Here is a 24784-nt window from a genome sequence, read left to right as displayed (position 1 = left end):
AGGTCCATGTGCACCTCAGACGTTCATCCGGAACGCAATCAGCGACGCCACACCAACCGCCGCCAACACGACAAAGATGATCATGGTCACCCACGCGGTGATGCGCTGCGCCCGGCGCCCGACCGTGATGCCCCAGTGAATGGCGAACGACCACAGTCCGTTCGAGAAGTGGAACGTCGCCGCGATCACGCCCACGATCATGAACGCGAAGTACGCATTGTTGGTGACGAGCTCGTGCACCATGTCAAACGACGGCGCATTGCCGGAAAACCGCGTCGTCCACAGGTGGAAAATAATGAAAACAAAAGTGATGATGCCCGTCACCCGCTGCAACACGAACATCACGTTGCGGCTGAACGAGTACCGGTTCGCGTTGTAGCCAGACACGAACGCCACGTATAGCCCAAACACACCGTGATACGTGATGGGCAGGAAAATGAACACGAACTCAATGACGTGCAGGAGCGGAAGCGATTGAATCGCTTGCACGGCTTCGTTGAAAGCTGCCGCACCGCCCAGAACCGTCGCGTTCGTGAACAAGTGTTCCAGCAGGAACAGTCCCACCGGAATCACGCCCGAAAGCGTGTGGAGCCGCCGCCAGAAAAACTCCCGGTTGTGCTGGGCTGCTTGGGCCACTGCCACTTGGGTTCCTCCCTTCAATCCCCCAAAAAGAGAAGCGATATGTACGCGCGGCGGGATCGCCGTGCAAGTGCAAAACACCGCAGGCCAGCGCGACACGCCGCCACCGTTTGGCACCTTCTAAATTGTAATGATTGGCCATCGTAGAATCAAGAAAACGGTGCCTCGGACGAAATTTCCATCTCGACCTTCTCCCGAGCGACAAGCTCTTCCCGGACCCTGGCCACGATCTCCCGCGCGAGTTGGTCGCCAATCCCGAGACCGCGAAAGTCCTCCGGCTGCGCCGACGCGATGGCCTTCAGGCTGCCAAACCGGCGGAGAATGGCCTTCTTCCGCTCCGGTCCCACGCCACGAATCTCGTCCAGGACGGATTGAAATCCGCTCTTGCTGCGCCTCGACCGGTGGAACTCCACCGCGAACCGATGCACCTCATCCTGGATGCGCTCGAGCAGGTAGAACGCAGGACTGTGTCGTTCGATGCGCACAGGCTCTTCCTCGTCCATGAAGAAGAGCTGGCTCGTGCGATGGCGCTCGTCCTTCGCCAGGCCGCAGACGGGAATATCGAGCCCAAGCTCGCCCTCCAGGACGGACAACGCCGCGCGCAATTGACCCTTCCCGCCGTCAATCACGACGAGATCGGGCAGCGGCTTATGCTCCCGGACGAGCCGGCTGTACCGCCGTCTCACGACTTCCCGAATCGCTTCATAGTCGTCTGGCCCTTGGGTGGATCGGATCTTGTACTTGCGGTACTCCGACTTGGCGGGCTTGCCGTCGATGAACACGACCATCGCCGACACCGCGTCGACGCCCTGGAAATTGGAATTGTCGAACGCCTCAATCCGCCGGGGAGGCTGGATCGCGAGCACCTGTCCCAGTTCCATCACCGCGCCCAGCGTGCGGTCCAGATTGCGGTCCATCAGCTGGATTTTCTCCGCCAGCGCCTGGCGCGCATTGTCACAGGCGAGATCGACCAGATCCCGCTTGGGCCCGCGCTTCGGCTGCAACACCTTCGCATCGACGACCATCGCAAGGGCTTCGCTCGGCACGCCCTCGGGCAACAGGATTTCCTTCGGAAGATCCACCCGCTCGTGGTAGAACTGCTCCACGAACGACATGAAGTCGGTCAGTGGATCGTCGAAGTGCGGCGCAATCTGCACCTGCCGCTCGATGAGCTTCCCGTTCCTTACAAAAAACACCTGGACACTGAGCAGCCCGCGGTCTTCGGCGAAGCCGAACACGTCTCGGTCGATCCCGTCCGTCCACGTCACCTTCTGCTCCTGCATGACCTGCTCGATGTGGCGAATCAGATCGCGAAGTTCCGCGGCCCGCTCAAATTCGAGCGACTCCGCCGCCGCTTGCATCTTCTGCTCGAGTTCGCGCACGACATCCTGGTGCCCGCCGTTCAAAAAATGGCTGATTTCCTTCGCCATCGCTTCGTACGTGGCTTCATCCACGTCATACACGCACGGCGCGAGGCACTGGTGGATGTGATAGTACAGGCAGACTTGCTTCTTGAGCGTCTTGCACTTGCGCAGCGGATACAGCCGATCCAACAAGCGCTTCGTGGCCTGCGCCGACGTGGCGTTGGGGTAAGGCCCGAAGTACTTCGCGCCGTCCCGCTTGACCTGGCGCACAATCTGCAGCCTCGGATGCCTCTCCTTGGTTAGCTTGATGTACGGGTACGACTTGTCGTCCCGCAGCATGATGTTGTAAGGCGGCTGGTGCTGCTTAATCAGGTTGCATTCGAGCAAAAGCGCCTCCGCGACGGTGTCCGTCACGATGTACTCAAAGTCGCGGATCTGCGAGACCAACACCTGTGTTTTCGTGTCATGCGACCCCGTGAAGTACGAACGCACACGATTCCGCAGCACCTTGGCCTTGCCCACGTAAAGAATTTGACCGCTCTCGCCCTTCATGAGGTAGACGCCGGGCCGCTGCGGCAACAGATCCAGCTTGTCTCGGATGACCTGGTTCACCGCCTCACCTCCTCAATCGGCTCGCGCCACCACAAGATAAGTGCGTCCTCCCGCGCGCTCGACGTAGTCCACGTAGCCCCCGTCCGCGCCCCAGGCAGACACGGGCACCTCCAGGCGAAGCGACGGCTGGCGGCTCCCTGGTGCGTGCAGGGCGCACATCGCGAGCGTCTGTCCTTCCGGCGAGGACACCGGGGCGACCGCGTACAACACGCCGCTTTCACCTTGGACGACGGCGCCATCCGTCGCAGCAGGCACGCCAGCGTAAACAGTCGATTGCCCCGTCGGCGCCACGCACACCCACATGCCCGCCGCCACTGGAGCCGCCGAGGTTCCCTGATACACAAAGCCCGCGGGCGTGACGTGTGGATTGCGGACCACCCCACTCACGTCGATACGGACGGATGGGCCAAGCGACGCCGAGCCCCCGCGTGCGACAATGGGCGCGAGATGGACGGGAGATGCCGCCGTGACGCCTTCTTGCCCTGATACGGATTGCCACGCAATGCCGCCTGGCCCCGTCGCGATCACGACCTCGCCGCCGTCGCCCACGTTCAGCGTGGTCAGCCGCGACGGCGATCCGCCTGCAAACGGGACAGCGTACACGTCCACCCTCGAGGCCGCGCCATGAATGCCATTCTCCGTCCAATTCACCGTGACCACAGCCCAGGCGCCCGCCGACGAGAGCGACCAGGAGCGAAACAGCCAGGCACCTCCAGTCCCCGGTGAAGGGGGCGAAAGGGTGACCTTGCACGTCCAACGCGGGTGAGCCAACAGGCTAAGCCCATGGAGCGCATAAGCGCTCAATTGAATTTCATCTCCTTGGGTGCCGAGCGACAGGCTGCCCGTCACCAGCTCCCCATCGCCGAAGGCTAGATGGCCGAGATCGACCGGCTGACGCGTGATGTCCAACACGGCCTGCACTTGCACAGGGAGGTCGGCGCCCGCGACGGGCTCTGGCGACGCTCGGTGGACGCTTGAAGGCTGCCCCACTCCCGACGACCGCTCTCCCCACCAGCCGTACCCTACGAGGGCGAATCCGAGCAGGACGAGCATGCCGGCGGACGCGCGCGCCACCCGAGAGCCCGAGCGACGCGCTTCGGCCTCTTCGTACGCGATTTGGGCGCGCAACCGCTGCAGCGCTCGGTTCCGGAGCGCCAGTGGGAGATCGCGAAGAACCGCCTCTGGCAACCCCGTTTCCTCGAGTTCCTCCCCTCCGTCTCTCACCTCGAGCGTGTCGGCGGTCGCCTCGCTCGACTCGTCCTCCGCTGGAGACGAAATCCCGAGCGATGTCAGCGTCTCCTCCACCCGTTCGCGAAGGCGCGCCAGGTCTGCTCGGCGGCCGATTCGCATCCACACGGCGAGCATGAGGTCCACGAACGCGTCTTCGGCCTCAGGCGTCTCCCCCATCCGCTCCACGACGGCACGCCACACAGCGGGACCGAACCGGTCCACCAGAACATGTGCCATTCGCCGGCGCTCCGCACCCGACCTACGTGCTCTCATGGATCACGCTTCCCCGTTCTCTCCAGGATGGATAGTCTCATCATAGCCCACGAAAGCCGGAAAGGACAGCGACCCCCGCCGCGCGCGGCGTTGAGCAGAAACAAAACGAAAGACCCCCTGCCGTAGCAGGAGGCCTTTCTGGAATGGGTCATGAAGGACTCGAACCTTCAACCACCCGATTAAGAGTCGGATGCTCTACCAATTGAGCTAATGACCCGTGGTGACCCTAAGGGGATTCGAACCCCTATTACCGCCGTGAGAGGGCGGCGTCCTGAGCCATTAGACGATAGGGCCAACTGGCTGCCGAACTAGGACTCGAACCTAGACTAACTGATCCAGAGTCAGTCGTGCTACCATTACACCATTCGGCATCGTAGCCTTACCTGACGCCCTACCGCTCTTCCGGGCGGCTCAGCCGGTTGCGTAATTCAATATACATGCTTCCTCGTGCCGTGTCAATAGCTGCTCGTCAATTTTTTTGTCGATCCGTACCGCCTGCGCGAACGGCGGCCGGCGGGCGAGCCCGCCGGCTTTCGCCTCACGCCGTGACCACCTCGCCAGCCTCGATGCGATCGGCCGTTTCCCGCAAACGGCGCACGGCTTCGTCGCGTCCGATGAGGGCGATGACATCAAACAGGCCGGGTCCCACCGTCAAACCCGTGATGGCCAAACGCACGGGGTGAATGAGTTCGCCCGATTTCACGCCCATGTCTTCAATCCACTGCCGGAACTCGCGCTCGACGACAGGCGCCAGAAACGGTGCCACCTCTGTCAGGCGATCCGCCACGGTCCTTAGCCTACTCGCGGTCTCCGGATGCGCGAAGTGCTTGCGAACCCCCTTCTCGTCGTACGCGCGGACCGGTTCAAAGTACGGTCGCAGCCCGTCGACCAACTCCTGAAGGTTGCGGCTGCGCGTCTGCACGAAGGCAATCACGGTGCGGATCCACATCAGGACTTCCCGTCGACACTCGTCTGCCGCCACATAGCCGCGCTCCACCAACTGCGACCACGCCTCATCCATGACAGCTTCAGGGGACTGCTGCCGAAAATAGTGGGCGTTGAGCCACTCCAGCTTCTTGACGTCATAAATAGCAGCGTGCTTGGCCACCTTCTCCAGGTCAAAGAGCTGAATGGCCGTTTCCCGGTCCACAATTTCCCGATCATCCCCCGGGGAGAAGCCCAGAAGCAACAGATAGTTCACGAGCGCCTCAGGAAGGATGCCCATGTCCCGATACTCACTCACACTCGTGGCCCCATGGCGCTTGGACAGTTTGCTGCGATCCGGCGCGAGGATCATGGGCACATGCGCAAACGCCGGCGGCTCTGCGCCGAGCGCCTCGAACAGCACGATGTGACGGGGCGTGTTGGACAAGTGCTCCTCCGCCCGGATGACGTGTGAAATTTTCATCTCCACGTCGTCGACGCAAGACGCGAAGTGGTACGTCGGCGTATCGTCCGCCTTCCAGATGATGAAGTCGTCGATCTCACTGTTCGCGAACGCCACATCCCCGCGGATCAAGTCGTGAACAACGGTCTCGCCCTCCACGCGGCTGCGGATCCGGTACACGTGAGGCTCGCCTGCCGCCATGCGGCGAGATCGCTCTTCAGGAGACAACTCGCGGCAGCGGCCTACGTAGCGAGGTGGCTTCCCCTCTCGTTGTGCGGCCTCGCGGTCCCGAGCGAGTTCTTCGGGTGTGCAGAAGCACGGGTACGCCTTGTCCTCAGCCAGGAGCCGGTCCAAGTGGCGGCGGTAAATATGCATGCGCTCCGATTGGCGATAGGGGCCGTAGGGCCCTCCCACATCTGGACCTTCGTCCCATAGGATGCCGAGCCAGCGCAATCCCTCTAAGATCTGCTGATACGAAGCTTCCGTCGAACGGGCGCGATCCGTATCGTCGATTCGAAGGACGAACTTGCCTCCGTGCTTTCGCGCAAACAACCAGTTGAAGTACGCCGTGCGCGCGCCCCCGATGTGAAGCGCCCCCGTAGGGCTCGGCGCAAAGCGAACACGAACTTCTTGAGCCATGCCCCAACCTCCTGTCAAATTGCCCGCGGATATCCGCCGCGCCTGTGCGCACACTAGGCGCGAGGTGAACCGTGATGAAGGATCCGAACCGCCATTCCAAGACGCCCGCCATTTCGAGCTCCAACTCCGGCGCGTACGATCCCGGCCCCGTTGATCAAGGGGAGACCGATTACCCGACGGCCGACGTCGCCGCCGCGCAAGCCGCCACCTACGATCTCGCCGTCGAGGAGTTTCCGGAGGGCCCCTATGGCGCCGCGACCGACGAGCGGTGCCTCGGGAAGACGTCCCCGTGGCTGCCCGGCCAGATGGTGAGCGGCCGCTTTCGCGACACCAATATGATCACGTCGGATCGGCATACTGCGCCGTACGAGCAGGACGGCGATGACACGTACGAGGATCGATCCTAAACGCGCGCACGGCCGGATGGCAACTTTCAACGTTGCCCCGGCCGCACGATGGCGCCATGTTGGCCTCAATGCGTTTGGCCGACCACCTCGAGCAGCGCGGCGATGCACATTTCGTTTTCTTCCGGCGTGCCAAAGGTGATACGCACATACGATTCCAATCCGCGGAACCCGGTTCTCACCAGGATGGCCCGCCGCATCAGCGCCTCAAACACCGCCGCGCCATCGCCGACTTCCACCAGGCAAAAGTTTGCCTCGCTCGGCACCACGCGGATCCCATGTTCGGCAAGCCGCCCGTATTGAAACCTCGCTTGAGAAGCAAGCGCCTGCGATCGCCGGACGTGATCGACATCCTCAAGCGCGGCGATAGCGCCGATTTGGGCCACGCGATTCACGTTGAAAGGCTCTCGCACGCGGTGAATGAACTGAATCACATTCGCGTTCGCCACCAGATACCCTACGCGCAATCCAGCCAGCCCATACAGCTTTGAAAACGTGAACAGAAACCCCACGTTCCCGCGTTCGAGCTCCTCCGGGCGAAGCTGCAGGCGTTCTTCATCCAAGGCGTAATTGTCGTACGCCATGTCGACCACGACAAACACGTCGTCGGGGATGCGCGCCATGAGAGCCTCAAACTCACCGCGCTTCAGCACGGTCCCGGTTGGATTGTTGGGTGTGCACAAATACACGATCTTCGTCCGAGGCGTGACGGCCTCCGCCATGGCATCGACGTCATATGTAAAGTCCGGCTTCAGCGGCACGGGCCGCACACGGGCGTCCATCACCTGTGCGCCGAATCCGTACTGAGAGAACGACGGATGCGGCACGACGATCTCGTCGCCTGGCTCGAGAAACGTCTCAGAGATGAGCTTGATGATGTCATCGGATCCGTTGCCCACCAGCACTTGATCCGGAGAAATTCCGTGATGACGAGCGACGGCCTCGCGCACGAGATCACTCGCACCATCCGGATACAAGTGAAGCCGCGGCAGCTCCTTGCGAATGGCCTCGATGGCGAGCGGCGAAGGGCCCAGTGCGTTTTCGTTTGAATTGAGCTTGATGATTCGCCGGTTCCCCAGTTCTCGGCGCAGTTTCTCGTCGCTCAGACCGGGTTTGTAAGGCTCAATGGCGGCCAGGTTTCCCCGCACCCTGCTCGTGACGTCGGACATCCCGCGCACCTCCCACGTGTCATGCTCTTCATTGTACAGGATATCGGCCTAGGCCGTCACTGCTCACGCGCCAACGGGCGGCGGAGGGGGCTTGGGCCCCTCCGAACGGTCAGGGCCTTCCGCATCCACACGCGCTTGCGCCGCAGGCATCTTTCCCTTTCCGTCGGTTTCCACCCCTCGCGTCTCGCCGAGTCCTGCGGACAACGCGAACCGCCAAGCAGATTCCACGCTCAGATCGACCGGCTTGACGCGATCCCGCGGGACAAGGACCGTCACGCCTGCAAATTGAAACGCATTCGGCAGGTACACAGCCACCATCCGCCCCTGCGGATCGAGTGCCTCGGGAAGCGTTTCGGACGTGATGAAGCCAAGCACCTGGGCGCGTTCGTCCGGCCACATCACGAGCACAGGAGTTTGGAACGCTGTTCGCCGCCGGAACAAGTTCTCGATGAGCTCCTTGACCGTGGTGTACACGGTGCGCACAACCGGGATGTGCGTAAAGAGGCGATCCGCCCATTGCAACACGATCCGGCTGACGTATGCGCGCGACAACAGGCCGATGACGAACAGCGCCGCGAGAACAATCAAAAAACCGAGACCCGGGATGTGAAGATAGACCCAGGGGATGTACCAGCTGACGAGTCCATCGACCTGGTTGACGACGAACACCACCACCCAGATGGCCAGCGCAAACGGCAAGATGGTGGCAAGGCCGATACCTAGGTACTGGGCCAGTTTCCGAAGGATCTCCTTCACCCAATTCATCTCCTGTCACCCCGGCAGGCTATAGAACCCAGCCGCCAGTACCACGTAGGCGCCAAAAGCCATAGCGCCTTCCAGCCAATTGGACTCTCCATCCATGACGAGCACAACAACGAGCAAAACGGCGGCCATCATGCTGACCACTTCCGGCCACGTGAACGCGAACGTGAACGGGACGCCCATCAGCGCGCCGATGAAAAACAGGACCGGCGCGATGAACATGGCCACCTGAAGCGTGCTTCCCACGGCGATTTCGAGCGACAAATCCATGCGGTTTTTCCAAGCCATCCAGACCGCCGAGGCGTGCTCCGCGGCATTTCCAATGATGGCGACAACCACGACGCCGATGAACACTTCGCTCCACCCGAGGTGTGCCGCGATGGAACGCACCGAGCCGACGAGCCAGTCGCTCTCCAGACTCACGAGGACGGTGGAAGCCGCCAACAGCGCCACATGCACGAGAAGCGGCTTGTTCGACGCGGAAGCATCGTCCTCTTCATGTTGAATCGCTTGGAACAGTTCGCGATGGGTGAACAGGCTGAAGTAGAGTCCCAGTAGATACACCACGAGGGAGACGGCCGCCGCCCCGTACGACAGGACCGGAGATAGGTGAGCAGCGCCATAGGCGAAGGCGGTGGGTACCACAAACGCAACGCCAATCCCCAGCATCAACATGGAACCGTGACTGCGCGCCACGCGGACATTAAACTTTTGAATCGGATGGCGCAAGCCCCCTACGAAGAACGAGAGGCCCAAGACGAACAGCAGATTGCTGATGATGGAGCCCGTGATGGACGACTTGACCAAAGGAATGAGCCCGTCCTTCAGGGAAAACACGCCGATGATCAGTTCCACCGCATTGCCAAATGTCGCCGATAAAAGACCTCCCAGTCGCTCGCCGGACCTCGCCGCGATGGCCTCCGTGGCCCGCCCCATGATGGCCGCGAGCGGGATCACGGCCGCTGAGGAAACAAAGAACTGCATCACAGGGCTGTGCACCCACAGATGAACACCGACGCTCCATGCGGTCAGAACCACCGCAGCGATCGAGATCAAGACATTCAATCGCGTCTCTCCTCCTGGTGATACCGTCTGCACCATTCCTCAAAAATCTATCAAAACCATACCAAATGTCCGCGCTCCATTGCATGCGTCTCCCGGGGTTCTACATGACAAGTGTGCTACAATGAGGCGAGAAAGGAGACCGCGCGATGTATGCATTTCCCAAGGTCAAACGGCTGCGAGGGGAACTCAAGCGGAGCGAAGTGCGCAACCAGGTGAAGTATCAGTTGACAACGCGCGAGTTCGTCCAACAGCGAGGTCGAACGACGTATCGAATCGCGCTCGAACACATCCTCGGCATGGTAGAGTGCTCGGACGCCGAGTACGTGCGCCACGCAAAGCCGCTGTTTGGGAACGCCCCTGATACGTTCGGAAAACCCTACAAAATTGTGACCGTTTTGATGCACCTCGTTACGGAAAAGGGTGTGATTGAGCAACATGGCGTGTCATTCTACACGCGCCTTTCCCCAGCGTTTGCGGCACACATGGAGAGCCTCCTCGCCGAACACGGCTGAGGCCGAGTCAGCGATCGTTGGGTCCCCGGCGCCTCTTCCAACTCGACCAAAAGGTTCTCAGATACCGAACACCCAGAATGGCGGCACAGGCCGCCACCACGCCGTATCCCACCCACCGGATGCCTGAGGCGCCGGTCCAACGCGCCAAGAAACCTGAAAACTCGTACGCAGCGATGGCGACGCCAGCAAACATCCAGTTTGGATACCGTTCGTTCATGACAGGCCTCCATCGTTCTCGTCACTCCACAGGCGGATCTGATCTCCGCGCTCGAGCCGAGGCCTTGGGCGCCTCGCGAGATGGAGAAGATCCAGCCAATCGAACGCGTTCCATACAGCATCGTTGTTCGAGTTGTTGTTCATCAGGATGTGAACCTCTCGAACCCGCTCGGCGAGTGCGCGCACGTCCGGAACGATTTCGCGGAGCTCGTCCTGGCTGTATCGATAACAGAATCGCTCCTTGGACGAAGTGAGACCCTTTTGATTCCACGTCTCGCGATTTCGGCCGTGCATGCGGAAAATAGCGAGATCTGGAGTCGTCACGCAGGGCACGTACGGAACTGACGTACGCCCCGCGTCGGGTTCGTCACAGATGACGTGAACGGCGCCCATGGCCTGGAGCCATTCGAGCGTCCGATGGGTACGTTCGTCGGTAGCGTACCAGCTGCGCTCGCGAAATTCCACCGCCACGCGATGGGGATGCAGGAAATCCACCAGGCGTTCGACGGTCACGCGATGCTGGCGCGTGGCGTCAAACCACGGGGGAAACTGCAATAAGATGACGCCCAGTTGGCCCCGCTCCTCGACGGGTTTGAGACTCGCCAAAAACGCCTTACCCACGTCACGGCGCGCCTCTCTGGACATCACCCGAACGTGAAACGTCAGCGCGCCGGGCGCCTTGACGTGAAAGAGGAAGGAAGGACTCACTTGATCGAGCCACCGCTCCCACACGCGGGCCTCCACGACGCGGTAAAAGGTGCTGTCGATCTCGACGAGATCGAAATACGACGCGTAGTAGGCGAGTCGAAACTCCCGGGGCCAGGTGCGAGGGTAGAAGTCGTCGTGATCGTGAAAAGCGCACGTTCCGACGCGTATCATCCTGGACCTCCCCGCGGTGCGGGCTTTGACCCCGTTCTTCGCTCATCGATATAATGGTGGACGTGAACGCGATATCTAGGTCTTGGATGGGAGATGAACGACATGGCGAGCGCTCAACACGCCATCCGCTGTCCGCACTGCGATCATACCTGGTTCCGGGAAGAACGCCAAGTCGAGCTCGACTCTAGCGTTGTCATCAAGCCAGGGATGCCCGTTGAAGGCCGCGTCGTGCGCGAGCAGTACGTGTACATCTGTGCGAATTGCAATCAGGTCTTATACCACGAATGACGCGTTTCACAGCTTGGTCCCAGTATAAAGATCCCCATCTCCTCACAGGATAACGAGGAGATGGGAGGGATCTCCTTGAAGCGACACGGTCGGCGTTTGGCGTGGGTCGCTGTGGCTGTCGCGGCGTTCGGAGCGTGGCACGCCTGGCCTCGGCTGGAAAGGCCGCATGCGCATGATCATCCTTCGCGCTCGGCCGAACCGTCCTCCGCCGGTTGGACGGCCGCAGACACAGGCACCACGCGACTTGGGGGGCGCGAGACGATTCTCGTCTTAGGCAGCGACAAGCGCCCCGAAGACCCGCGAGGGAATGCCGACGTGCTCCTCGTCGCGAGCCTCGATGACAGCCACCGCCGCATCGAACTCCTCTCTATCCCGCGCGACACCCAGGTGGCCTTCCCAGACGGACGGTATCACAAGATCAACGAAGCCCTCGCGAGTGGTGGGCCAGAAGAAACCTGCATGCTGGTGGAGCGCTTGATTGGGCTCCCCATCGACCATTACGCCGTCATTCGATTTGATGCACTCGTGCGCATGGTCGATCGCATCGGCGGCCTCGATATCGACGTGCCGCGCAATATGGACTACCGCACGGGTGACAAGGTGTACGGCGTCATTCACCTGCGGAAAGGCCGGCATCACCTGAGCGGCGAACAGGCGCTTCAGTTTGTCCGTTACCGGCACGACGCGCTCGGCGACATCGGGCGCACGGAGCGACAACAGGCGTTTCTCATGGCGCTCAAGGACCAGCTCTTTCGCCCACAGACACTGCCCAGGCTGCCCGAAGTGGCGCTGGACGCGTGGAAGATGATCGACACCGACATGTCCCTTGGTGACATCACGCGCCTTGCGGCCCGCGCGCCGCAGTACAGGACGTACCGGGCCGTGCACACCACGCTGCCGGGCTCCTTTCACGATCCCGACCCGTCCATTCCAGGGGACTTGAGCTACTGGGTCGTCAATCCGGCCGAAGCCCGGTATGTCGCCAAACGGTTTTTCGCAGACGGCGAAGTTCCGTCGCGGATCATTCAGGACCCTCGTGAGACGCGCACCTGGCTCCCTCCAGAGGCACGCGCGGCGCAAACGGCGACCGAACGTTCGAGATCTGGCTGACGCCTGGTCACGCGCCTGTTTTGGCACGCATCAGCGAATCCCGCACCGACTCCCGTGTGACCACAATCGCATCCCCACGGGCCTCGCGCTCGATGTTTCGCCACGTCACGCGACTGTTCATCCAATACGACCAGACGGTGGACACTAGGATTCCAATGGCCTGCCCGACCGGAACGGGCACGCCCAATTCCTCGCATCCTCGCATCACGAGCGTCGTGATGGCGATCCCGACGAGCGAAATGCCGACAAACACAGGCAGCTTCCATCCCCATCCTCGCCCGGAGGATTCGGATTTCCAGGTGACGCGATCGTTCCAGAAATAGTTATTCAACATGGCCACCAGCGAGGCAGCGACGGATGCCACGGTGTCCCGCAGGTGAAGGCCGTACCACAGGAGGCTCAGAACCGCCTCGTTCACCACCACGCCCGACAGGCCGATGAAACAGAACAGGAAGAACCGCCGATCCGGCGGGCTTTGGCTCACCAAGCGCACCAAGTGGCGAAAGTAGTTCCACTGCTCCTTGAGACTCATCTTGGATTCGCCGAAATCGCGGGCCACGAACTCGTATGCGATCTCGTGCACGCTGCGGTAGCGGCCCTTTACCAGCACCTCAATTAAGATCTTCCATCCAATAGGATTCAGCTCGACACCTTCAATCACGTCGCGCCGCAGGCCGAAGAAGCCGCTCGTGCAGTCCGAGATCTTGCGCAGGCGATGGAGAGCGAGCTGCCCAATCACCCTCGCCGTCCACGAGATCAACTTCCGCAGTGGGCCCAGCCCGCCGTCTGAGCCCCCTTCCACGAAACGGCTTGGAATCACCACGTCGATCCCGGATTCTAAACGCTCATAGATGGCCGGCAACAGCTCCGGCGGATGTTGCAGATCCGCGTCCATCACAATCAGGTACCTGCCCTGCGCACGTTCGAATCCACGCACGACTGCGCTCGCGAGGCCCCGCTCGTGATCGCGGTGGAACACGTGAACGGCGGGATCCTGGGACTCCAGATCTCGAAGGACCGCAACCGTATCATCGCTGCTATCGTCGACAAACCAAATTTCGTAGGAAATCCCTAGAGGGGATAAAGCTCGATGAATGCGTTCCACCAGGGGATGGATGTTGTCTCGCTCGTTGTACGTCGGGATCACCAAACTGACGTCCACGCCTCAAGCCTCCTCGCGCCAAGGCCTACCGTGCCGAGGCTTGGCCCTGTCCATCATCTCGGAACCACGCACACAACGCAGCCATGTCGAGATCGGCGAGCGGGCCCGAGGATGCGCGGCGCAGGAGATCCCGAGCGAGCCCCGCCATGGGCGTGCGAGCCCGCCAACGCTCGCTGGCTTCCATGAACAGACGCATGTCCTTCGCCAGATGTTTCACTGGAAATTGCGGCGTGAAATCGCCTGACTCAATCATTCCGCGCTTCCCGCTGTACACGGCAGGCCATACCGAACTCGTGGCCAGCACGTCTAGCGCTGTTCGAACGTCGAACCCCGCCCGTTCCGCAAAGGCGAGCGCTTCTCCCAGCGACAGCATGGACATCGCAAGCAAGTAGTTGACCATGAGCTTCATGGCGGAGGCGTTGCCGACGTTGCCCAGCCGGTGAATGACATGCGCCATCGTGCGTAGATACGGCAGAGCCGCCTCCACGTTCGCCTCCGTTCCTGCCACCAAGGCTACGAGCTTCCCCTCTTCGGCCGGCTTGGTGGTCCCGAGGACAGGCGACTCCACGTACCCCACGCCGCGCCGTTCCACTTGATCCGCCAAACGAATCGAGTCTTCGACCCCGACCGTGCTCATGTTGACGACGATGGCCCCTGGCTCCATCGCATCGATGGCCCCCGACGCGAATAACGCCGCTTCCACTGCCGCGGCATCGGACAGCATGAGAAAGGTTAGCCGGCATCCCTGTGTGGCTTCTCGCGGATCCGACGTGAGCCGCACGTTGGAAGGCAAATGCTGAATTGATTTTGGCGAACGGTTGTACGCGAGGACCTCTTCGCCCAACGACGCGACCCGCTTGACCATTCGCTCACCCATCAGCCCAAGGCCCATCCAGCCAACGGTCATGGTTCATCCTCCTGTCTACCACGTGGACTCGCTGTACATGGATGTTCATCCATGATGGCGACCAATCGCTCGAGAAGTTCGAGAAACTTCCTCGCGTCCTGCTCTCCCAGCTTGTCCAGGAGTTGCGCGATCTTCACAGCGCGACTTCTCGTCAGCTCTCGGAGATGGGAACGGCCGCGATCCGTTAGAATCACGTACACGACTCGCCGATCCTCACTTGAACGCACGCGCTCGACGTAGCCCAACCGAACGAGTTCGTCACACACCTGGGTGATGGCACCGGGGCTCAGACCTGCGATGCGGGCCAAGTCAGACGACTTGGCCTGCGGCACGAGGCTCAAGTGCCGGAGCACAAACGCCTGCGTGTGCGTCAAACCGAATTTATCCTCGGTGAAGTGCGAGCGCATCCCGCGGAAGAACCGCTCCATAATCGTGTCGAGCCGCTGTGCGATATCCAGGCGATCCCCGTTCACCCACATTCACTCCACGTATGTAGTCTTGCGCAATGGTTCGCCGTTTCGCATCTGCTTCACTTCGCGTGGCCGTTGCGCCCGACGCGGCGGCGCAACAGAGCCGCAAACACGGCGAGCGCCGCGAGCGGAATACATCCCAGAAGAATGTAGATCCAGTTGCCAAACACACCTGCGTAGACCAACGCAACCCCGAGATAATACGGGACCATGGCCACGACGGCCGTCCACGTGTACGACCAAAGCGACGTGGCCGGGATCATGCCGGCAACATAGTTGACGAGAAACGCGGGCACCGGAAGCAAGCGGGCTAGCAACAAGCCCAAACTCCCCCATTCTCGCACCCAATGGTTGACCTGTTCAAACCGCTCGTGGTGCTGGACGCGTTGGAGCATGATGCGCGTAAAATAGCGGGCGATGAAAAAAATAAGAATGGAACTGATGGTGGATCCAATCCACGCATAGGTCGTTCCCGCGACAACCCCGAACACGCGCAGGAAGATGATCAAAAGCCCTTCGGACGGGATGGGCGTCAGGCACCAGATGACCATGATTGCGATGGCCCAGATCACGCCCCAGAATCCCCACGACTGAATCCAGTCGGTTAGCCGGTGATTCCGGTCCAAGTACAGAACCACCACCGCCACCAGGGCGCCCGACAGGATCATCGCAATGGTGCGCCAATCTGTGAGCAGTTGCTTAACAAACCCCGCCACATCCACGACTCCCCGCTATCATTCCACTCTCTTTCACAGTATCAGACTGTCGGCAAAGGTTCAAACGCATTCAAAGGGCGACGGGCCGTCTTCGACGCCCGCCGCCGACAGCTCCGTTCACCGAGGCTCGATGGGCGAGGTGCGCTTCTGACCGATGCGCTTTCCATCTTCCGGCTTTGGCGTCAGCGTGTGCTCGTCGACGGTATCGCGAATCGCCCACTGCTCCAACGCTTCGCGATCGCCTTCCGCGAGCAGCTTTTCACCGAAGTTGCGCATCGGTGGTCCGGGCTTGCGGTGCGTCTCCCCTTGCATGGGCCATCCCTCCCGTGCCTTACCGTGCCCCGCCCATCCGTATGTATGCGCTTGGCCCGCGCTCAAACCCCTGGCTTCCTGCGCCACACCACCCCTTCATCGGTGCCGATGGCCACCTCGTTCGCCATGTCGATGAACAGCCCCGACTCCACGACTCCGGTGGTCAACTTGAGACGCCGCGCCAAATCCGCTGGATTAGCCACTTCATCGAACACCGTGTCCAGGATGTAATTGTGATTGTCCGTGACGAACACTTCCCCGTTTCGCTCGCGCAACGTCCAGCGTCCGCCGAGTTGTTCAATCCGCCGCGCGGTCGTCTCCCACGCGAAAGGCACGACTTCAATGGGGATGGCGAGCCCTGACAGCGTATCGTACAGCTTGCTGTCATCTACGACGATGATGAGCTCATCCGAGATCGACGCGACCAACTTTTCGCGCAACAGCGCGCCTCCGCCGCCCTTAATGAGTTGAAGGTCCGGTGTGACCGCGTCGGCGCCGTCGATGGTGAGATCCAGGCGAGGACAGTTGCGGAAATCGGTCAAAGGGATTCCCAGCTCTCGGGCTAGCCGCTCCGTCTCACGCGACGTGGGGATGGCCACGATGTCGAGCCCTTCCTTGACCCGTCTGCCCACCTCGACAATGGTGTAATACGCGGTCGAACCCGTTCCGAGGCCGACCTTCATCCCAGGTTGAATTCGCTTTGCGGCTTCTTCACCCGCCATCCTCTTCTTCTCCATGCTCGACTTCCTTTCACAGAATCGGAGACAAAAGCCTTGCGCAGCTCTCCATGATGCGTTCGGCTCTCGGCCGTGATCGATATTGTTCCAGCGTCAATCTATCACATTTCTCAAGATCGCGCTCGAACAGATCGGCGAGATGCCCACTCTTGTCTCGGTCAAAGATGAGCGCATTGACTTCGAAATTGAGTTTGAAACTGCGAATATCGATGTTCGCTGTGCCGACGGAGGCCAATTCCCGATCCGTCACCACCATTTTGGCGTGTAGAAAGCCGTCTCGGTATAGGTAACACTGCACGCCCGCCTGAAGCAGATCGCCGAGATAAAATCTCGAGGCCCAAAAAACCCACAGGTGATCCGGCTTGCCCGGCAACATGACCTTCACGTCGACGCCGGAAAGACTCGCAATTTTCAGCGCCGTCAACAGGCTGTCGTCCGGGACAAAGTACGGCGTCTGGATATAGATGCTCTCTTTGGCCGCGTAAATCATTTTGATGTACGCATTCCGGATCTGCTCCCAATCCGTGTCCGGTCCGCTCGCCACCACCTGCATGCCGGTCGCGCCGGGGCGCCCGCAAACGCGAGGAAAATAGCGCTCCTCGAATTCCACGGGACGCTTAGATGAGGAATTCCAATCCAACAGGAAGATAGACTGCAACTCCAAGATGGCGCTACCTTCGATGCGCAGATGCGTGTCGCGCCAAAAGCCGAACCGCTCGTCCTTGCCCAGGTATTCATCTCCGACGTTGAAACCGCCAACGTATGCGACGGACCCATCCACCACCGCGATTTTCCGATGGTTGCGATTGTTCATGCGCAGATTCACGTACGGGATGCGGGAAGGAAAGAAAGCGGCGACCTCCCCGCCTTCACGCACCAGCGGTTCGAAAAACGACTTGGGAGTCCATGCGCAGCCGACGGCGTCGTAAAGGAGGCGAACCTGCACACCCTCGCGCGCCTTCTCGGCCAGGAGGCAAACGAGGCGCTTGCCGAGGTCGTCCGGCCGGAAGATATAGTATTCGAGGTGGATGTGATCCTTCGCCTTTCGAATGTCTTCGAACAGGGCTTCGAACTTGTCCACCCCGCGCACGAAGACATCGACGCGATTATCTTCCGTATAGACCGCGTAAGCCGTCTTGAGATTCAGCGCGATGAGATCCGCATGGCGCTGTGCGGCCGGTTCCTTGTACAACACATGGCCCGACTCAACCTGCCGGTGCTGGCGCTCCGCGGCGCGCGCCACCCAGGGCGCATTGCGCAGGCGAAACCGGGCCAACCGGTAGCGGCTGATATGTTGTCCAAACAGCACGTACAAGATGAATCCGCCAACTGGAACAAACAACAAAACCATGAGCCACGCCCACGTGACGGCGGCGTTATGCCGCTCTACGAAAATGATCACGCAGGCCGTGACGAGATCGAGTGCAAAAACGAGCAAATAGGCGATGTGCAACCACGGCATGTTGGGTCTCCATTCCGGCATGGCGCCAGGCGCGGGCGCGTCACGGCCGCGCCCGCAGCACCGGCCAGACGAGCGGCGCAAACGCGATACAAAACGCCGCAATGGCCATCCATTTGAGATATGCTTGATCCGCGGGATACGTCATATCGGGCACCTCCAACCGCGTCTGTGCTATAGCGTATGCGCGATCGCCCGTCTCCGACGTTCCCAGAGAGGAGTGAACACCTGTGAACGGTTGGTTCTTGGCGGCTGCCATAGCGTCCGAGGTGTTGGCGACTTCGATGCTCAAATTGACGCACGGATTCTCACGCCTCTGGCCTTCGCTGGCCGTGGTCCTGGGCTACGCGCTTTCCTTCTACGCGCTCTCGCAGGCGCTTCGAACCATTCCCATTGGCGTGGCGTACGCCATCTGGTCCGGCGTCGGCACCGCGGCCATCGCGGCGATTGGCGCCGTTGCCTACAGGCAACCTATCACGCCGCTGATGGGTTTAGGCATCGGGCTCATTGTGGCGGGCGTGGTGATCTTGAACCTTCATCGCCCACTCCATTGACCTCGCCGCGGCGCATCTCCTGGTGCGCCTGAGCGCAGAACACGCTCGGCTCGTGAGGATGATCCTCGTCTTCCACCTGAACGGTGACGTGCCCGATATTGAGGTGGCGCAGCCGGTGTTCAATTTCCCGGATCACGCCCTGCGTTTCGGATACCGTCGTGACACCGTCCATCTCCACATGGCACGAGAGCGCATTGCGCCCGTTCGCGATGGACCAGATGTGAAGGTCGTGCACGCCCCGCACGCCTTCCACCGTCAGGATGGCGTTCACGACGTCTCGGGCATTCACATCGGCCGGCGCCCCCTCCATCAGAATGCGCGTGGCGCGTCCCGCGAGCCGGACGGCGCCATAGGCGATGGCCAGCGCGATGGCCACGCTCAGAATGGGATCGATGGGCTCCCAGTGCGTCCAGGCGATCACGGCGCCCGCCGCGATGACCCCAAGCGAAGCCGCCATATCGCCCAGCATGTGCAGCACGGCGCTCTGCACGTTGAGATTGTCCTCGCCGCGCATCGCGACGGCCATGCCGAGATTCACGATAACGCCGACCACAGCGCTAAGCGACATCCACAGCGGTTCAATCGGCCGAGGGTGCTGCAGCCGGTTCCAGGCTTCCACCATCACCCAAACAGTGACGCCGAGCAGGAGCAGCGCGTTCAACAGCGCGGCCAGAATGCCAGCGCGATGATAGCCAAAGGTCATGCGCGCATCGGACGGCCGCTCTGCCTGTCGAAGCGCGTACCACGAAAGCCCGAGCGCGGCCATGTCCGTGAGCACGTGGCCTGCGTCGGACAGAAGGGCCAAACTGCCGGACACCACCCCACCGAGAACTTCCGCGAGAAACACCAGCGCCGTCAACCAGAACGCCAGGCGCATCTTGTCGGCCGGCGCGTGCACATGCAGCCATTCGCCTTCGTGCACGTGCCCGCCACCATGCGCGTGATGATGACCGTGCGGATGTTCGTCGTGCGAATGGGACATCGTTCTTTCTCCTCGTGCGTGGTCCCGCGGCCCGATGCCGCGATCACCTTCACGATATTCGTTCCTCGCCTCCCGCGCAATACCGCAGGCCGGGATCGCCTCTCGCACACAGTGGGGCGGCCCGAAGGCTCGAGCCGCCCGCCCCATCAACATTTGCTGTAACCGCACGCCTCACACTCGTAGCATCCGCCTTGGCGAATCAACGTGTGCTGATGGCACTCCGGACACCAATCCTTCGCGATGGAATACGCCCTCAGTTCCGACGGCTTCGCGTCGTCGAGCTCGTCCGGCGCAGACGTCGCCGCCTGGCGCGCGGCCATCTGGCGAAGCGGGAACGTCTCGGCGTGCTCGATTAAGGCCTTGGCGATGGCGTCCGGCACCGACGTGATGCGCTGCGCGCCGAAGCCCACGGCATTTTGGCCTCCAATGCCGGAGAAGTGTTTCACCAACTCCGCCTCGCGGTTGGGGTTGTTCGACTCGCGCAGGTACAGCGTGATGGCCCGGCCGAGCGCCTCGTTGGCCGCGTACACGTCCGATCCGGCCTTGCCGACGTTGACAAACACCTCGGTGGCCATGTGCGTGTCCGGATCGTCGTTGATCGTGATAAACGCCTTGCCGAGCGGGGTCTCCTTGCGGTACGTCGCACCATAGAGCACGTCGGGGCGCCGGCGCTTCACGTACCCACCCGGAGCAGGAGCAGCCTGGGCTGGTTGTGCCGCCTTTTCGGGTGTCTCCGAGGTTGCCGCGCCCTTCGCTTCCTGGCCATCGCCCGTTTCGTCGTCCTTCTTCAGCGACAGTACCTGCTCGCTGCGCGATCCGTCCCGGTAGATGGTGATGCCCTTGCAGCCGAGCTCGTAGGCGAGATCGTACAATTTCACCGTGTCTTCCACCGTGTACGAGTTCGGCGCGTTGCACGTCTTGGAGATGGAACTGTCGATCCATCGCTGCAGCGCGGCCTGCACGCGCACGTGCTCCTCTGGCGTGAGCTCCATTGCGGTGACGAAGTAGGGCGGCAGGCTCTCCTCGTTCGGATGTGCGCGCCGGTATTCCTCGACGATCGACGCGTGTTCCTCGAACAAACCGAGGCGAGAGTTGCGGAAGTACGACCACGCGTAGTATGGCTCGCACCCCGTCGAACAGCCGACCATCGTGCCCGTCGTGCCGGTCGGCGCAATGGTCATGGTCGTGACATTACGCACGCCATGCTTGCGGATGGCGTCGACCACGTGCGGGCGCTCCGCCGCCATGTGGCGCATGAAGCCGGATTGCAGGAACTTGTCCGCGTCGAACTTCGGAAACGGCCCGTACTCCTTCGCCAGCTCGACGGACTCGAGATACGCCCACTCCGCCATGAGCCCCATCAGCACGTCAATCAGTTTGACGCTTTCCTCCGAGCCGTAGCGAATGCCGCAGTAGAGCATCAGATCGTGCAGTCCCATGATGCCAAGCCCCACGCGGCGTTCGGACATCTGGTTCTGCCGGTTTTCTTCGAACGGATAGTAGGTCGCATCGATCACGGCGTCCTGAAACCGAATCCCCCAGCGCGTCGTGCGCTCGAGCTCCTCCCAGCGGATGTGATGCAGGAGAAACTCGGCCTCGTCCGCCGAGAACTTCTCGAGAAGGCGGGATCGCACATAAGCCTCGCGCTCGGGATCGGAGAATTCGGTCCGAACGCCGCTGTCGCGAAAACCATTGGCAAATCGAGCTAGAACAACCGCGCCGAGGTTGCAGATCCCATAGGGCGGAAGCGGCTGCTCTCCACACGGATTGGTGGCGACGAGCGGGTTGAAATACCACGAGTTGCTCATCGCGTTGGCTCGACCCAAAAAGACGACGCCCGGCTCGGCAGATTTCCATGCCGACTCACAGATGTCGCGCCACAGCTTCGCGGCGGAGACCGTTTCTGTCACCTCAAAAGGCTTGCCTTCTTCGATCCAGCGCCCGAAGTCTCCATCGAACGCCTCGCGGTACGACGCCGGGACAAATCCGAGCTGCCACGACTCGCCACGGCGTTTCGCCTCCATGAACTCCTCGGACACGCCCACGCTGATGTTGGCTCCCGTGATGACGCCGTCCACCTGCTTCGCGCGAATGAACTTGGGCAGATCAGCGTGGCGGTCGTTCAAGATGAGCATCAAGGCGCCGCGGCGGGAACCGCCCTGAAGCGTGAGCTGACAGCCCACGCTCATAATCTCTCCGACGCCCACGGGGCCGAAGCCCTCGCCGAACACCTGGTTCCCCTTGTCGTACAGAAGCCCCCACGAGTACGCGCCGGACGACCGCCCGTTCACACCGCGGACATAGCTATAGCGCGGGCGAAGCGACGACAGGACGATCGACACGCGCTTGCCGTCCCGCATCGCCTCCCACATGTCCCCGAGGGTTCTCGCGATGGTGCTGCGGCTGTCCCCAGGGCTTAGGCAGAATCCGACGGCCTGCGGCACCAGGTGCGCGTCGGAAGCCAAGATCTTCTCCATGAGCTCGCGCGCACGGATGCGCCCGTGCTCTTCGACGGGAAGACCTTGGCGCAACCACGCGTCGAGATCGCCCGTCCATTTGTCGTCATACCCCTCCACCGACGTGTCCGGAAACCGAAACACCCACTCGTCGTCCTCTTCCACGGCGCGCCAAAACGCGGCGTCGGCGCGGACGAGCTTCGTGGAATGAGGGTACTCAGTCTCCAGAAAGTCGGCGAGATCGGGATGCCAGGCGTCTAGGACCAGCATGAGTTCTGTCTTCCGGGACGCCCTGCTGACGGGAATCAGGGTGCCCTGAGGTGGGATGCGAGACAGGTTCATGCCCACGCCGCCGCTCCGCGCCTGGATTTCGAGCGTCTGGCCAAACGATTCCGCGTAGTCGCGAAGGTCGGGGCCCACGTTTGGAATCACAAAGCAGTTGTAGCTCGTCACCTGCATGCCGGTTCCCAGCGACGCGTTGATACGCCCGCCTGGGACGTAGCGCCAACCCTTCTGAAGCTCGTAAAACGCCTCTTCCCACACCTCCGGCTGGCGCGTGACCGCAGCAGCGCCCCGAGCGACGCGCCGCCACATCTGCCGAGGTGAGGTTTCGAGCAGCACGTCCACTTGGCTTGCCGGCAAGTCCACGAGCGAACCATCCCGGAGCTCCACCGTGACCTGGTCCGCATCGCGATCCACCGCCTTCACGCGCGCAAGCTCGTGGTAGGCGCGCTTCTTGTCCAACACGGCGACGACGAGCGCTCCTGGCGCCAAAGCTTCCTTGCGGATGTCCTTCAGCAAATACCGGTCGGCGACGATCTTTTCACCAGTCGGTCCCAGGTAATCGTCGTCGTTCAGATCCAGCATGGGCCTCTCCCGTTGTTCGATGGCCATTCGAATCCTCCTCTATCCTCGCGCGAACGACGTTCCGTCGCCGGAGGGCTTGTCCGCCTGCGCCGGCCGTTCCGCCGCGCGCGCCCGATCACCGATGAGCGCAAGCACTTCCTTCAGCAGCGTCTCGACATCGCGAAACTCCCGATACACGCTCGCGAATCGGACGTACGCCACGCCGTCGAGCTCCCGCAGCGCATCCATCACGCGCTCCCCGATGACCGAAGACGGCACTTCGCGTTCGTACTCGAGCCGCAGCTTTCGCTCGATCTCGTCGCACACCGCCTCCAGCGTCTCCGCAGGGATAGGGCGCTTTTCACACGCCTTCATGATGCCGCGGTAAAGCTTGTCGCGGGAAAACTCCTCCCGCTTCTGATCCTTTTTCACGACCATGAGCGGCCGCTGCTCCACCCGCTCATAGGTGGTAAAACGCCGCCCGCAGGCCTCATGAATGCACTCGCGCCGCCTGCGGATGGTCGTCCCGTCCTCGCCAGGCCTCGACTCGATGACGCGCGTGTTGTCCGCTCCGCAATACGGACATTTCATGCTGCTCACCCCCGTGCGCACCGGGCACTTCGCGGAATCCGCCGCAGATGACAAGCCTTCCGTCCTATATGTAGTGTCAGAAACTCGAGTCACCGCGATTATAAACACTATATCTGCGAGAAACAAGGGTCCAAGCGTTGAACTTCGGCGAGGATTCTTGGCGGTTTCAAGGGTGCGGAAGAAGCGACGCCACGGAGTCGACCGTCCACTCGGGGGAATGCGCCGAATCCAGTTCGCCTTCCAAGCCGGACCTGACCCACACCGTCGCAAGGCCTGCCGCCCGCCCCGCCGCCACGTCCGTCTCCACGTTGTCGCCGACGATGACGACTTCCTCTCGACGAAGATGGAACCGGTGGAGCGCATAGTCGACAAACGACGGATCCGGCTTCCCTGTCACGAATACCTCGGCCGACGAAGCGGTCTGCACAAACGCGCCGAGCGCTCCATTGCCAGGCATGAAACCGTCCTCGACGGGCAGCCGTCGGTCCGGATTCGTCAGAACCATCCAGCCGACGCGATGCGCGACGCGGGCGAGAAGTGCAAGGTCGCCGTAGCAGGCGTCCGGTGCGAGCCCCACGGCGACGGCAACGGCACGATTCACCCACGCTGCCCGCAGTTCGTCCGCCCGAGCCCTTCGCGGCTCCAACCCTTCATCCCGAAGAGCCTCTTCCAAACCGGGGCCGCCGACAAATGCGACCATGGGCGGTTCGCCTTGACATTCGGCGGACGTCCGTTGACGAATCAGGAAGGCAGCCGCCTGGGCGGAGGTAGCCACTTCTTCGGGATGGGCATGGATGCCGAGATCGCGCAAAAACGCGGCGACCTGAACAGGCGTTCTCGACGAGTTGTTGGTAAAAAAGATGGGTTGAATGCCCCGCGAGCGAAGGGTGCGAACAAACTCGGGAGCCCCCTCGATCACGGCTCGCCCGCGAAACAAGGTGCCGTCGAGGTCCAGGAGCGCGCCTTTGAACCCCGAATGCCAGAATGCCTCAGGAGACATCTCCCCTGGCAATGACGCACGAGACATCCCAGTCCCTCCTTTG

Annotated in this window: 25 protein-coding genes and 3 tRNA genes; 5 read left to right on the top strand and 23 right to left on the bottom strand. The window is 61.6% G+C overall.

Annotated features, from left to right (window positions below):
• Positions 1-15: 15 nt before the first annotated feature.
• The 7 genes from AC27E8_RS03150 to gltX all read right to left on the bottom strand — a co-directional run bounded on the left by AC27E8_RS03150 (position 16) and on the right by gltX (position 6144).
• Positions 16-642, bottom strand: a complete 627-nt coding sequence (locus tag AC27E8_RS03150) for a succinate dehydrogenase cytochrome b558 subunit (protein ID WP_487098088.1) — start codon at positions 640-642, stop codon at positions 16-18.
• A gap of 146 nt (positions 643-788) precedes the next feature.
• Positions 789-2615 (bottom strand): excinuclease ABC subunit UvrC, encoded by a 1827-nt coding sequence (uvrC, locus tag AC27E8_RS03145; protein WP_487098089.1) that lies wholly within the window; start codon positions 2613-2615, stop codon positions 789-791.
• Between the two features lie 12 nt (positions 2616-2627).
• Positions 2628-4082: an RNA polymerase sigma factor gene (locus AC27E8_RS03140; RefSeq protein ID WP_487098090.1), complete on the bottom strand. Its 1455-nt coding sequence runs from the start codon at positions 4080-4082 to the stop codon at positions 2628-2630.
• Positions 4083-4262: 180 nt separating this feature from the next.
• Positions 4263-4335 (bottom strand) — tRNA-Lys (locus AC27E8_RS03135).
• Position 4336: 1 nt separating this feature from the next.
• A tRNA-Glu gene (locus tag AC27E8_RS03130) sits at positions 4337-4412 on the bottom strand.
• A gap of 3 nt (positions 4413-4415) precedes the next feature.
• A tRNA-Gln gene (locus AC27E8_RS03125) sits at positions 4416-4489 on the bottom strand.
• A gap of 167 nt (positions 4490-4656) precedes the next feature.
• Positions 4657-6144 (bottom strand): glutamate--tRNA ligase, encoded by a 1488-nt coding sequence (gene gltX, locus AC27E8_RS03120; RefSeq protein ID WP_487099302.1) that lies wholly within the window; start codon positions 6142-6144, stop codon positions 4657-4659.
• A 74-nt stretch (positions 6145-6218) separates the two neighbouring features.
• Between gltX and AC27E8_RS03115 the strand changes: the two genes are divergently transcribed.
• The gene (locus AC27E8_RS03115) at positions 6219-6551 is read left to right on the top strand and encodes a hypothetical protein (RefSeq protein ID WP_487099303.1); all 333 of its coding nucleotides are present in this window, start codon (positions 6219-6221) and stop codon (positions 6549-6551) included.
• Between the two features lie 65 nt (positions 6552-6616).
• Here the strand turns inward: AC27E8_RS03115 and hisC are convergent, their stop codons facing one another.
• The 3 genes from hisC to cax all read right to left on the bottom strand — a co-directional run bounded on the left by hisC (position 6617) and on the right by cax (position 9544).
• On the bottom strand, positions 6617-7717 hold the full coding sequence (gene hisC, locus AC27E8_RS03110) for a histidinol-phosphate transaminase (protein ID WP_487099304.1): 1101 nt from the start codon (positions 7715-7717) through the stop codon (positions 6617-6619).
• A 63-nt stretch (positions 7718-7780) separates the two neighbouring features.
• A complete protein-coding gene (locus AC27E8_RS03105; protein ID WP_014464731.1) occupies positions 7781-8482 on the bottom strand; it encodes a DUF502 domain-containing protein in 702 nt (233 codons plus the stop codon).
• Between the two features lie 6 nt (positions 8483-8488).
• On the bottom strand, positions 8489-9544 hold the full coding sequence (cax, locus tag AC27E8_RS03100; protein ID WP_487099305.1) for a calcium/proton exchanger: 1056 nt from the start codon (positions 9542-9544) through the stop codon (positions 8489-8491).
• Positions 9545-9690: 146 nt separating this feature from the next.
• Between cax and AC27E8_RS03095 the strand changes: the two genes are divergently transcribed.
• On the top strand, positions 9691-10056 hold the full coding sequence (locus AC27E8_RS03095) for a hypothetical protein (RefSeq protein WP_487099306.1): 366 nt from the start codon (positions 9691-9693) through the stop codon (positions 10054-10056).
• A 7-nt stretch (positions 10057-10063) separates the two neighbouring features.
• Here the strand turns inward: AC27E8_RS03095 and AC27E8_RS03090 are convergent, their stop codons facing one another.
• Both AC27E8_RS03090 and AC27E8_RS03085 read right to left on the bottom strand, forming a co-directional pair.
• Entirely contained in the window at positions 10064-10273 is a 210-nt protein-coding gene (locus tag AC27E8_RS03090) for a hypothetical protein (protein WP_014464734.1), read from the bottom strand.
• Positions 10270-11151 (bottom strand): DUF72 domain-containing protein, encoded by an 882-nt coding sequence (locus AC27E8_RS03085; protein ID WP_487099307.1) that lies wholly within the window; start codon positions 11149-11151, stop codon positions 10270-10272. Before AC27E8_RS03085 ends, AC27E8_RS03090 begins: the two co-directional genes overlap by 4 nt.
• A 102-nt stretch (positions 11152-11253) precedes the next feature.
• Here AC27E8_RS03085 and AC27E8_RS03080 point away from each other — a divergent pair, with 102 nt between their 5' ends.
• On the top strand, positions 11254-11439 hold the full coding sequence (locus AC27E8_RS03080; RefSeq protein ID WP_041695814.1) for a hypothetical protein: 186 nt from the start codon (positions 11254-11256) through the stop codon (positions 11437-11439).
• A gap of 75 nt (positions 11440-11514) precedes the next feature.
• Positions 11515-12549 (top strand): LCP family protein, encoded by a 1035-nt coding sequence (locus AC27E8_RS03075; RefSeq protein ID WP_487099308.1) that lies wholly within the window; start codon positions 11515-11517, stop codon positions 12547-12549.
• A 7-nt stretch (positions 12550-12556) separates the two neighbouring features.
• Here the strand turns inward: AC27E8_RS03075 and AC27E8_RS03070 are convergent, their stop codons facing one another.
• The 7 genes from AC27E8_RS03070 to cls form a co-directional block, all read right to left on the bottom strand.
• The gene (locus AC27E8_RS03070; RefSeq protein WP_487099309.1) at positions 12557-13711 is read right to left on the bottom strand and encodes a glycosyltransferase; all 1155 of its coding nucleotides are present in this window, start codon (positions 13709-13711) and stop codon (positions 12557-12559) included.
• Between the two features lie 25 nt (positions 13712-13736).
• Positions 13737-14618, bottom strand: coding sequence for an NAD(P)-dependent oxidoreductase (locus AC27E8_RS03065; protein ID WP_487099310.1), 882 nt, complete (start codon positions 14616-14618; stop codon positions 13737-13739).
• Positions 14615-15097 (bottom strand): MarR family winged helix-turn-helix transcriptional regulator, encoded by a 483-nt coding sequence (locus tag AC27E8_RS03060; protein ID WP_487099311.1) that lies wholly within the window; start codon positions 15095-15097, stop codon positions 14615-14617. Before AC27E8_RS03060 ends, AC27E8_RS03065 begins: the two co-directional genes overlap by 4 nt.
• A 50-nt stretch (positions 15098-15147) precedes the next feature.
• Entirely contained in the window at positions 15148-15804 is a 657-nt protein-coding gene (locus AC27E8_RS03055; RefSeq protein WP_487099312.1) for a TVP38/TMEM64 family protein, read from the bottom strand.
• 117 nt (positions 15805-15921) lie between these two features.
• On the bottom strand, positions 15922-16116 hold the full coding sequence (locus AC27E8_RS03050; protein WP_067851740.1) for a hypothetical protein: 195 nt from the start codon (positions 16114-16116) through the stop codon (positions 15922-15924).
• A 62-nt stretch (positions 16117-16178) separates the two neighbouring features.
• Entirely contained in the window at positions 16179-16853 is a 675-nt protein-coding gene (gene rpiA / locus AC27E8_RS03045; RefSeq protein WP_487099313.1) for a ribose-5-phosphate isomerase RpiA, read from the bottom strand.
• A 13-nt stretch (positions 16854-16866) separates the two neighbouring features.
• Positions 16867-18315: a cardiolipin synthase gene (cls, locus tag AC27E8_RS03040; protein ID WP_014464744.1), complete on the bottom strand. Its 1449-nt coding sequence runs from the start codon at positions 18313-18315 to the stop codon at positions 16867-16869.
• Positions 18316-18542: 227 nt separating this feature from the next.
• Here cls and AC27E8_RS03035 point away from each other — a divergent pair, with 227 nt between their 5' ends.
• Complete coding sequence (locus AC27E8_RS03035; RefSeq protein ID WP_014464746.1) at positions 18543-18866, top strand: DMT family transporter; 324 nt, start codon at positions 18543-18545, stop codon at positions 18864-18866.
• Here the strand turns inward: AC27E8_RS03035 and AC27E8_RS03030 are convergent.
• The 4 genes from AC27E8_RS03030 to AC27E8_RS03015 all read right to left on the bottom strand — a co-directional run bounded on the left by AC27E8_RS03030 (position 18817) and on the right by AC27E8_RS03015 (position 24768).
• On the bottom strand, positions 18817-19848 hold the full coding sequence (locus AC27E8_RS03030) for a cation diffusion facilitator family transporter (RefSeq protein ID WP_487099314.1): 1032 nt from the start codon (positions 19846-19848) through the stop codon (positions 18817-18819). The two genes, AC27E8_RS03035 and AC27E8_RS03030, sit on opposite strands and share 50 nt — an antisense overlap.
• Before the next feature lie 146 nt (positions 19849-19994).
• Positions 19995-23198 carry an adenosylcobalamin-dependent ribonucleoside-diphosphate reductase gene (locus AC27E8_RS03025; RefSeq protein ID WP_487099315.1) on the bottom strand — a complete coding sequence of 1068 codons (3204 nt, stop codon included), beginning with the start codon at positions 23196-23198 and terminating at the stop codon, positions 19995-19997.
• Positions 23199-23210: 12 nt separating this feature from the next.
• Positions 23211-23741 (bottom strand): transcriptional regulator NrdR, encoded by a 531-nt coding sequence (gene nrdR / locus AC27E8_RS03020; RefSeq protein WP_014464749.1) that lies wholly within the window; start codon positions 23739-23741, stop codon positions 23211-23213.
• Between the two features lie 166 nt (positions 23742-23907).
• Entirely contained in the window at positions 23908-24768 is an 861-nt protein-coding gene (locus tag AC27E8_RS03015) for an HAD-IIA family hydrolase (RefSeq protein WP_487099316.1), read from the bottom strand.
• Positions 24769-24784 lie beyond the last annotated feature (16 nt).

The sequence above is a fragment of the Alicyclobacillus sp. CIJ1 genome, assembly GCF_057538885.1.
Note: the sequence above shows the minus strand (reverse complement) of the source record. Positions and strands in the feature narration are given on the sequence as shown.

Coding starts and splice junctions, on each gene's coding strand:
- cls (WP_014464744.1), bottom strand. CDS start 18,315: ATGCCGTGGTTGCACATCGCCTATTTGCTCGTTTTTGCACTCGATCTC.
- AC27E8_RS03015 (WP_487099316.1), bottom strand. CDS start 24,768: ATGTCTCGTGCGTCATTGCCAGGGGAGATGTCTCCTGAGGCATTCTGG.
- gltX (WP_487099302.1), bottom strand. CDS start 6,144: ATGGCTCAAGAAGTTCGTGTTCGCTTTGCGCCGAGCCCTACGGGGGCG.
- AC27E8_RS03050 (WP_067851740.1), bottom strand. CDS start 16,116: ATGCAAGGGGAGACGCACCGCAAGCCCGGACCACCGATGCGCAACTTC.
- rpiA (WP_487099313.1), bottom strand. CDS start 16,853: ATGGAGAAGAAGAGGATGGCGGGTGAAGAAGCCGCAAAGCGAATTCAA.
- AC27E8_RS03030 (WP_487099314.1), bottom strand. CDS start 19,848: ATGTCCCATTCGCACGACGAACATCCGCACGGTCATCATCACGCGCAT.
- AC27E8_RS03105 (WP_014464731.1), bottom strand. CDS start 8,482: ATGAATTGGGTGAAGGAGATCCTTCGGAAACTGGCCCAGTACCTAGGT.
- hisC (WP_487099304.1), bottom strand. CDS start 7,717: ATGTCCGACGTCACGAGCAGGGTGCGGGGAAACCTGGCCGCCATTGAG.
- AC27E8_RS03090 (WP_014464734.1), bottom strand. CDS start 10,273: ATGAACGAACGGTATCCAAACTGGATGTTTGCTGGCGTCGCCATCGCT.
- AC27E8_RS03060 (WP_487099311.1), bottom strand. CDS start 15,097: ATGTGGGTGAACGGGGATCGCCTGGATATCGCACAGCGGCTCGACACG.
- AC27E8_RS03025 (WP_487099315.1), bottom strand. CDS start 23,198: ATGGCCATCGAACAACGGGAGAGGCCCATGCTGGATCTGAACGACGAC.
- AC27E8_RS03095 (WP_487099306.1), top strand. CDS start 9,691: ATGTATGCATTTCCCAAGGTCAAACGGCTGCGAGGGGAACTCAAGCGG.
- AC27E8_RS03065 (WP_487099310.1), bottom strand. CDS start 14,618: ATGACCGTTGGCTGGATGGGCCTTGGGCTGATGGGTGAGCGAATGGTC.
- AC27E8_RS03115 (WP_487099303.1), top strand. CDS start 6,219: ATGAAGGATCCGAACCGCCATTCCAAGACGCCCGCCATTTCGAGCTCC.
- AC27E8_RS03080 (WP_041695814.1), top strand. CDS start 11,254: ATGGCGAGCGCTCAACACGCCATCCGCTGTCCGCACTGCGATCATACC.
- nrdR (WP_014464749.1), bottom strand. CDS start 23,741: ATGAAATGTCCGTATTGCGGAGCGGACAACACGCGCGTCATCGAGTCG.
- AC27E8_RS03085 (WP_487099307.1), bottom strand. CDS start 11,151: ATGATACGCGTCGGAACGTGCGCTTTTCACGATCACGACGACTTCTAC.
- AC27E8_RS03140 (WP_487098090.1), bottom strand. CDS start 4,082: ATGGCACATGTTCTGGTGGACCGGTTCGGTCCCGCTGTGTGGCGTGCC.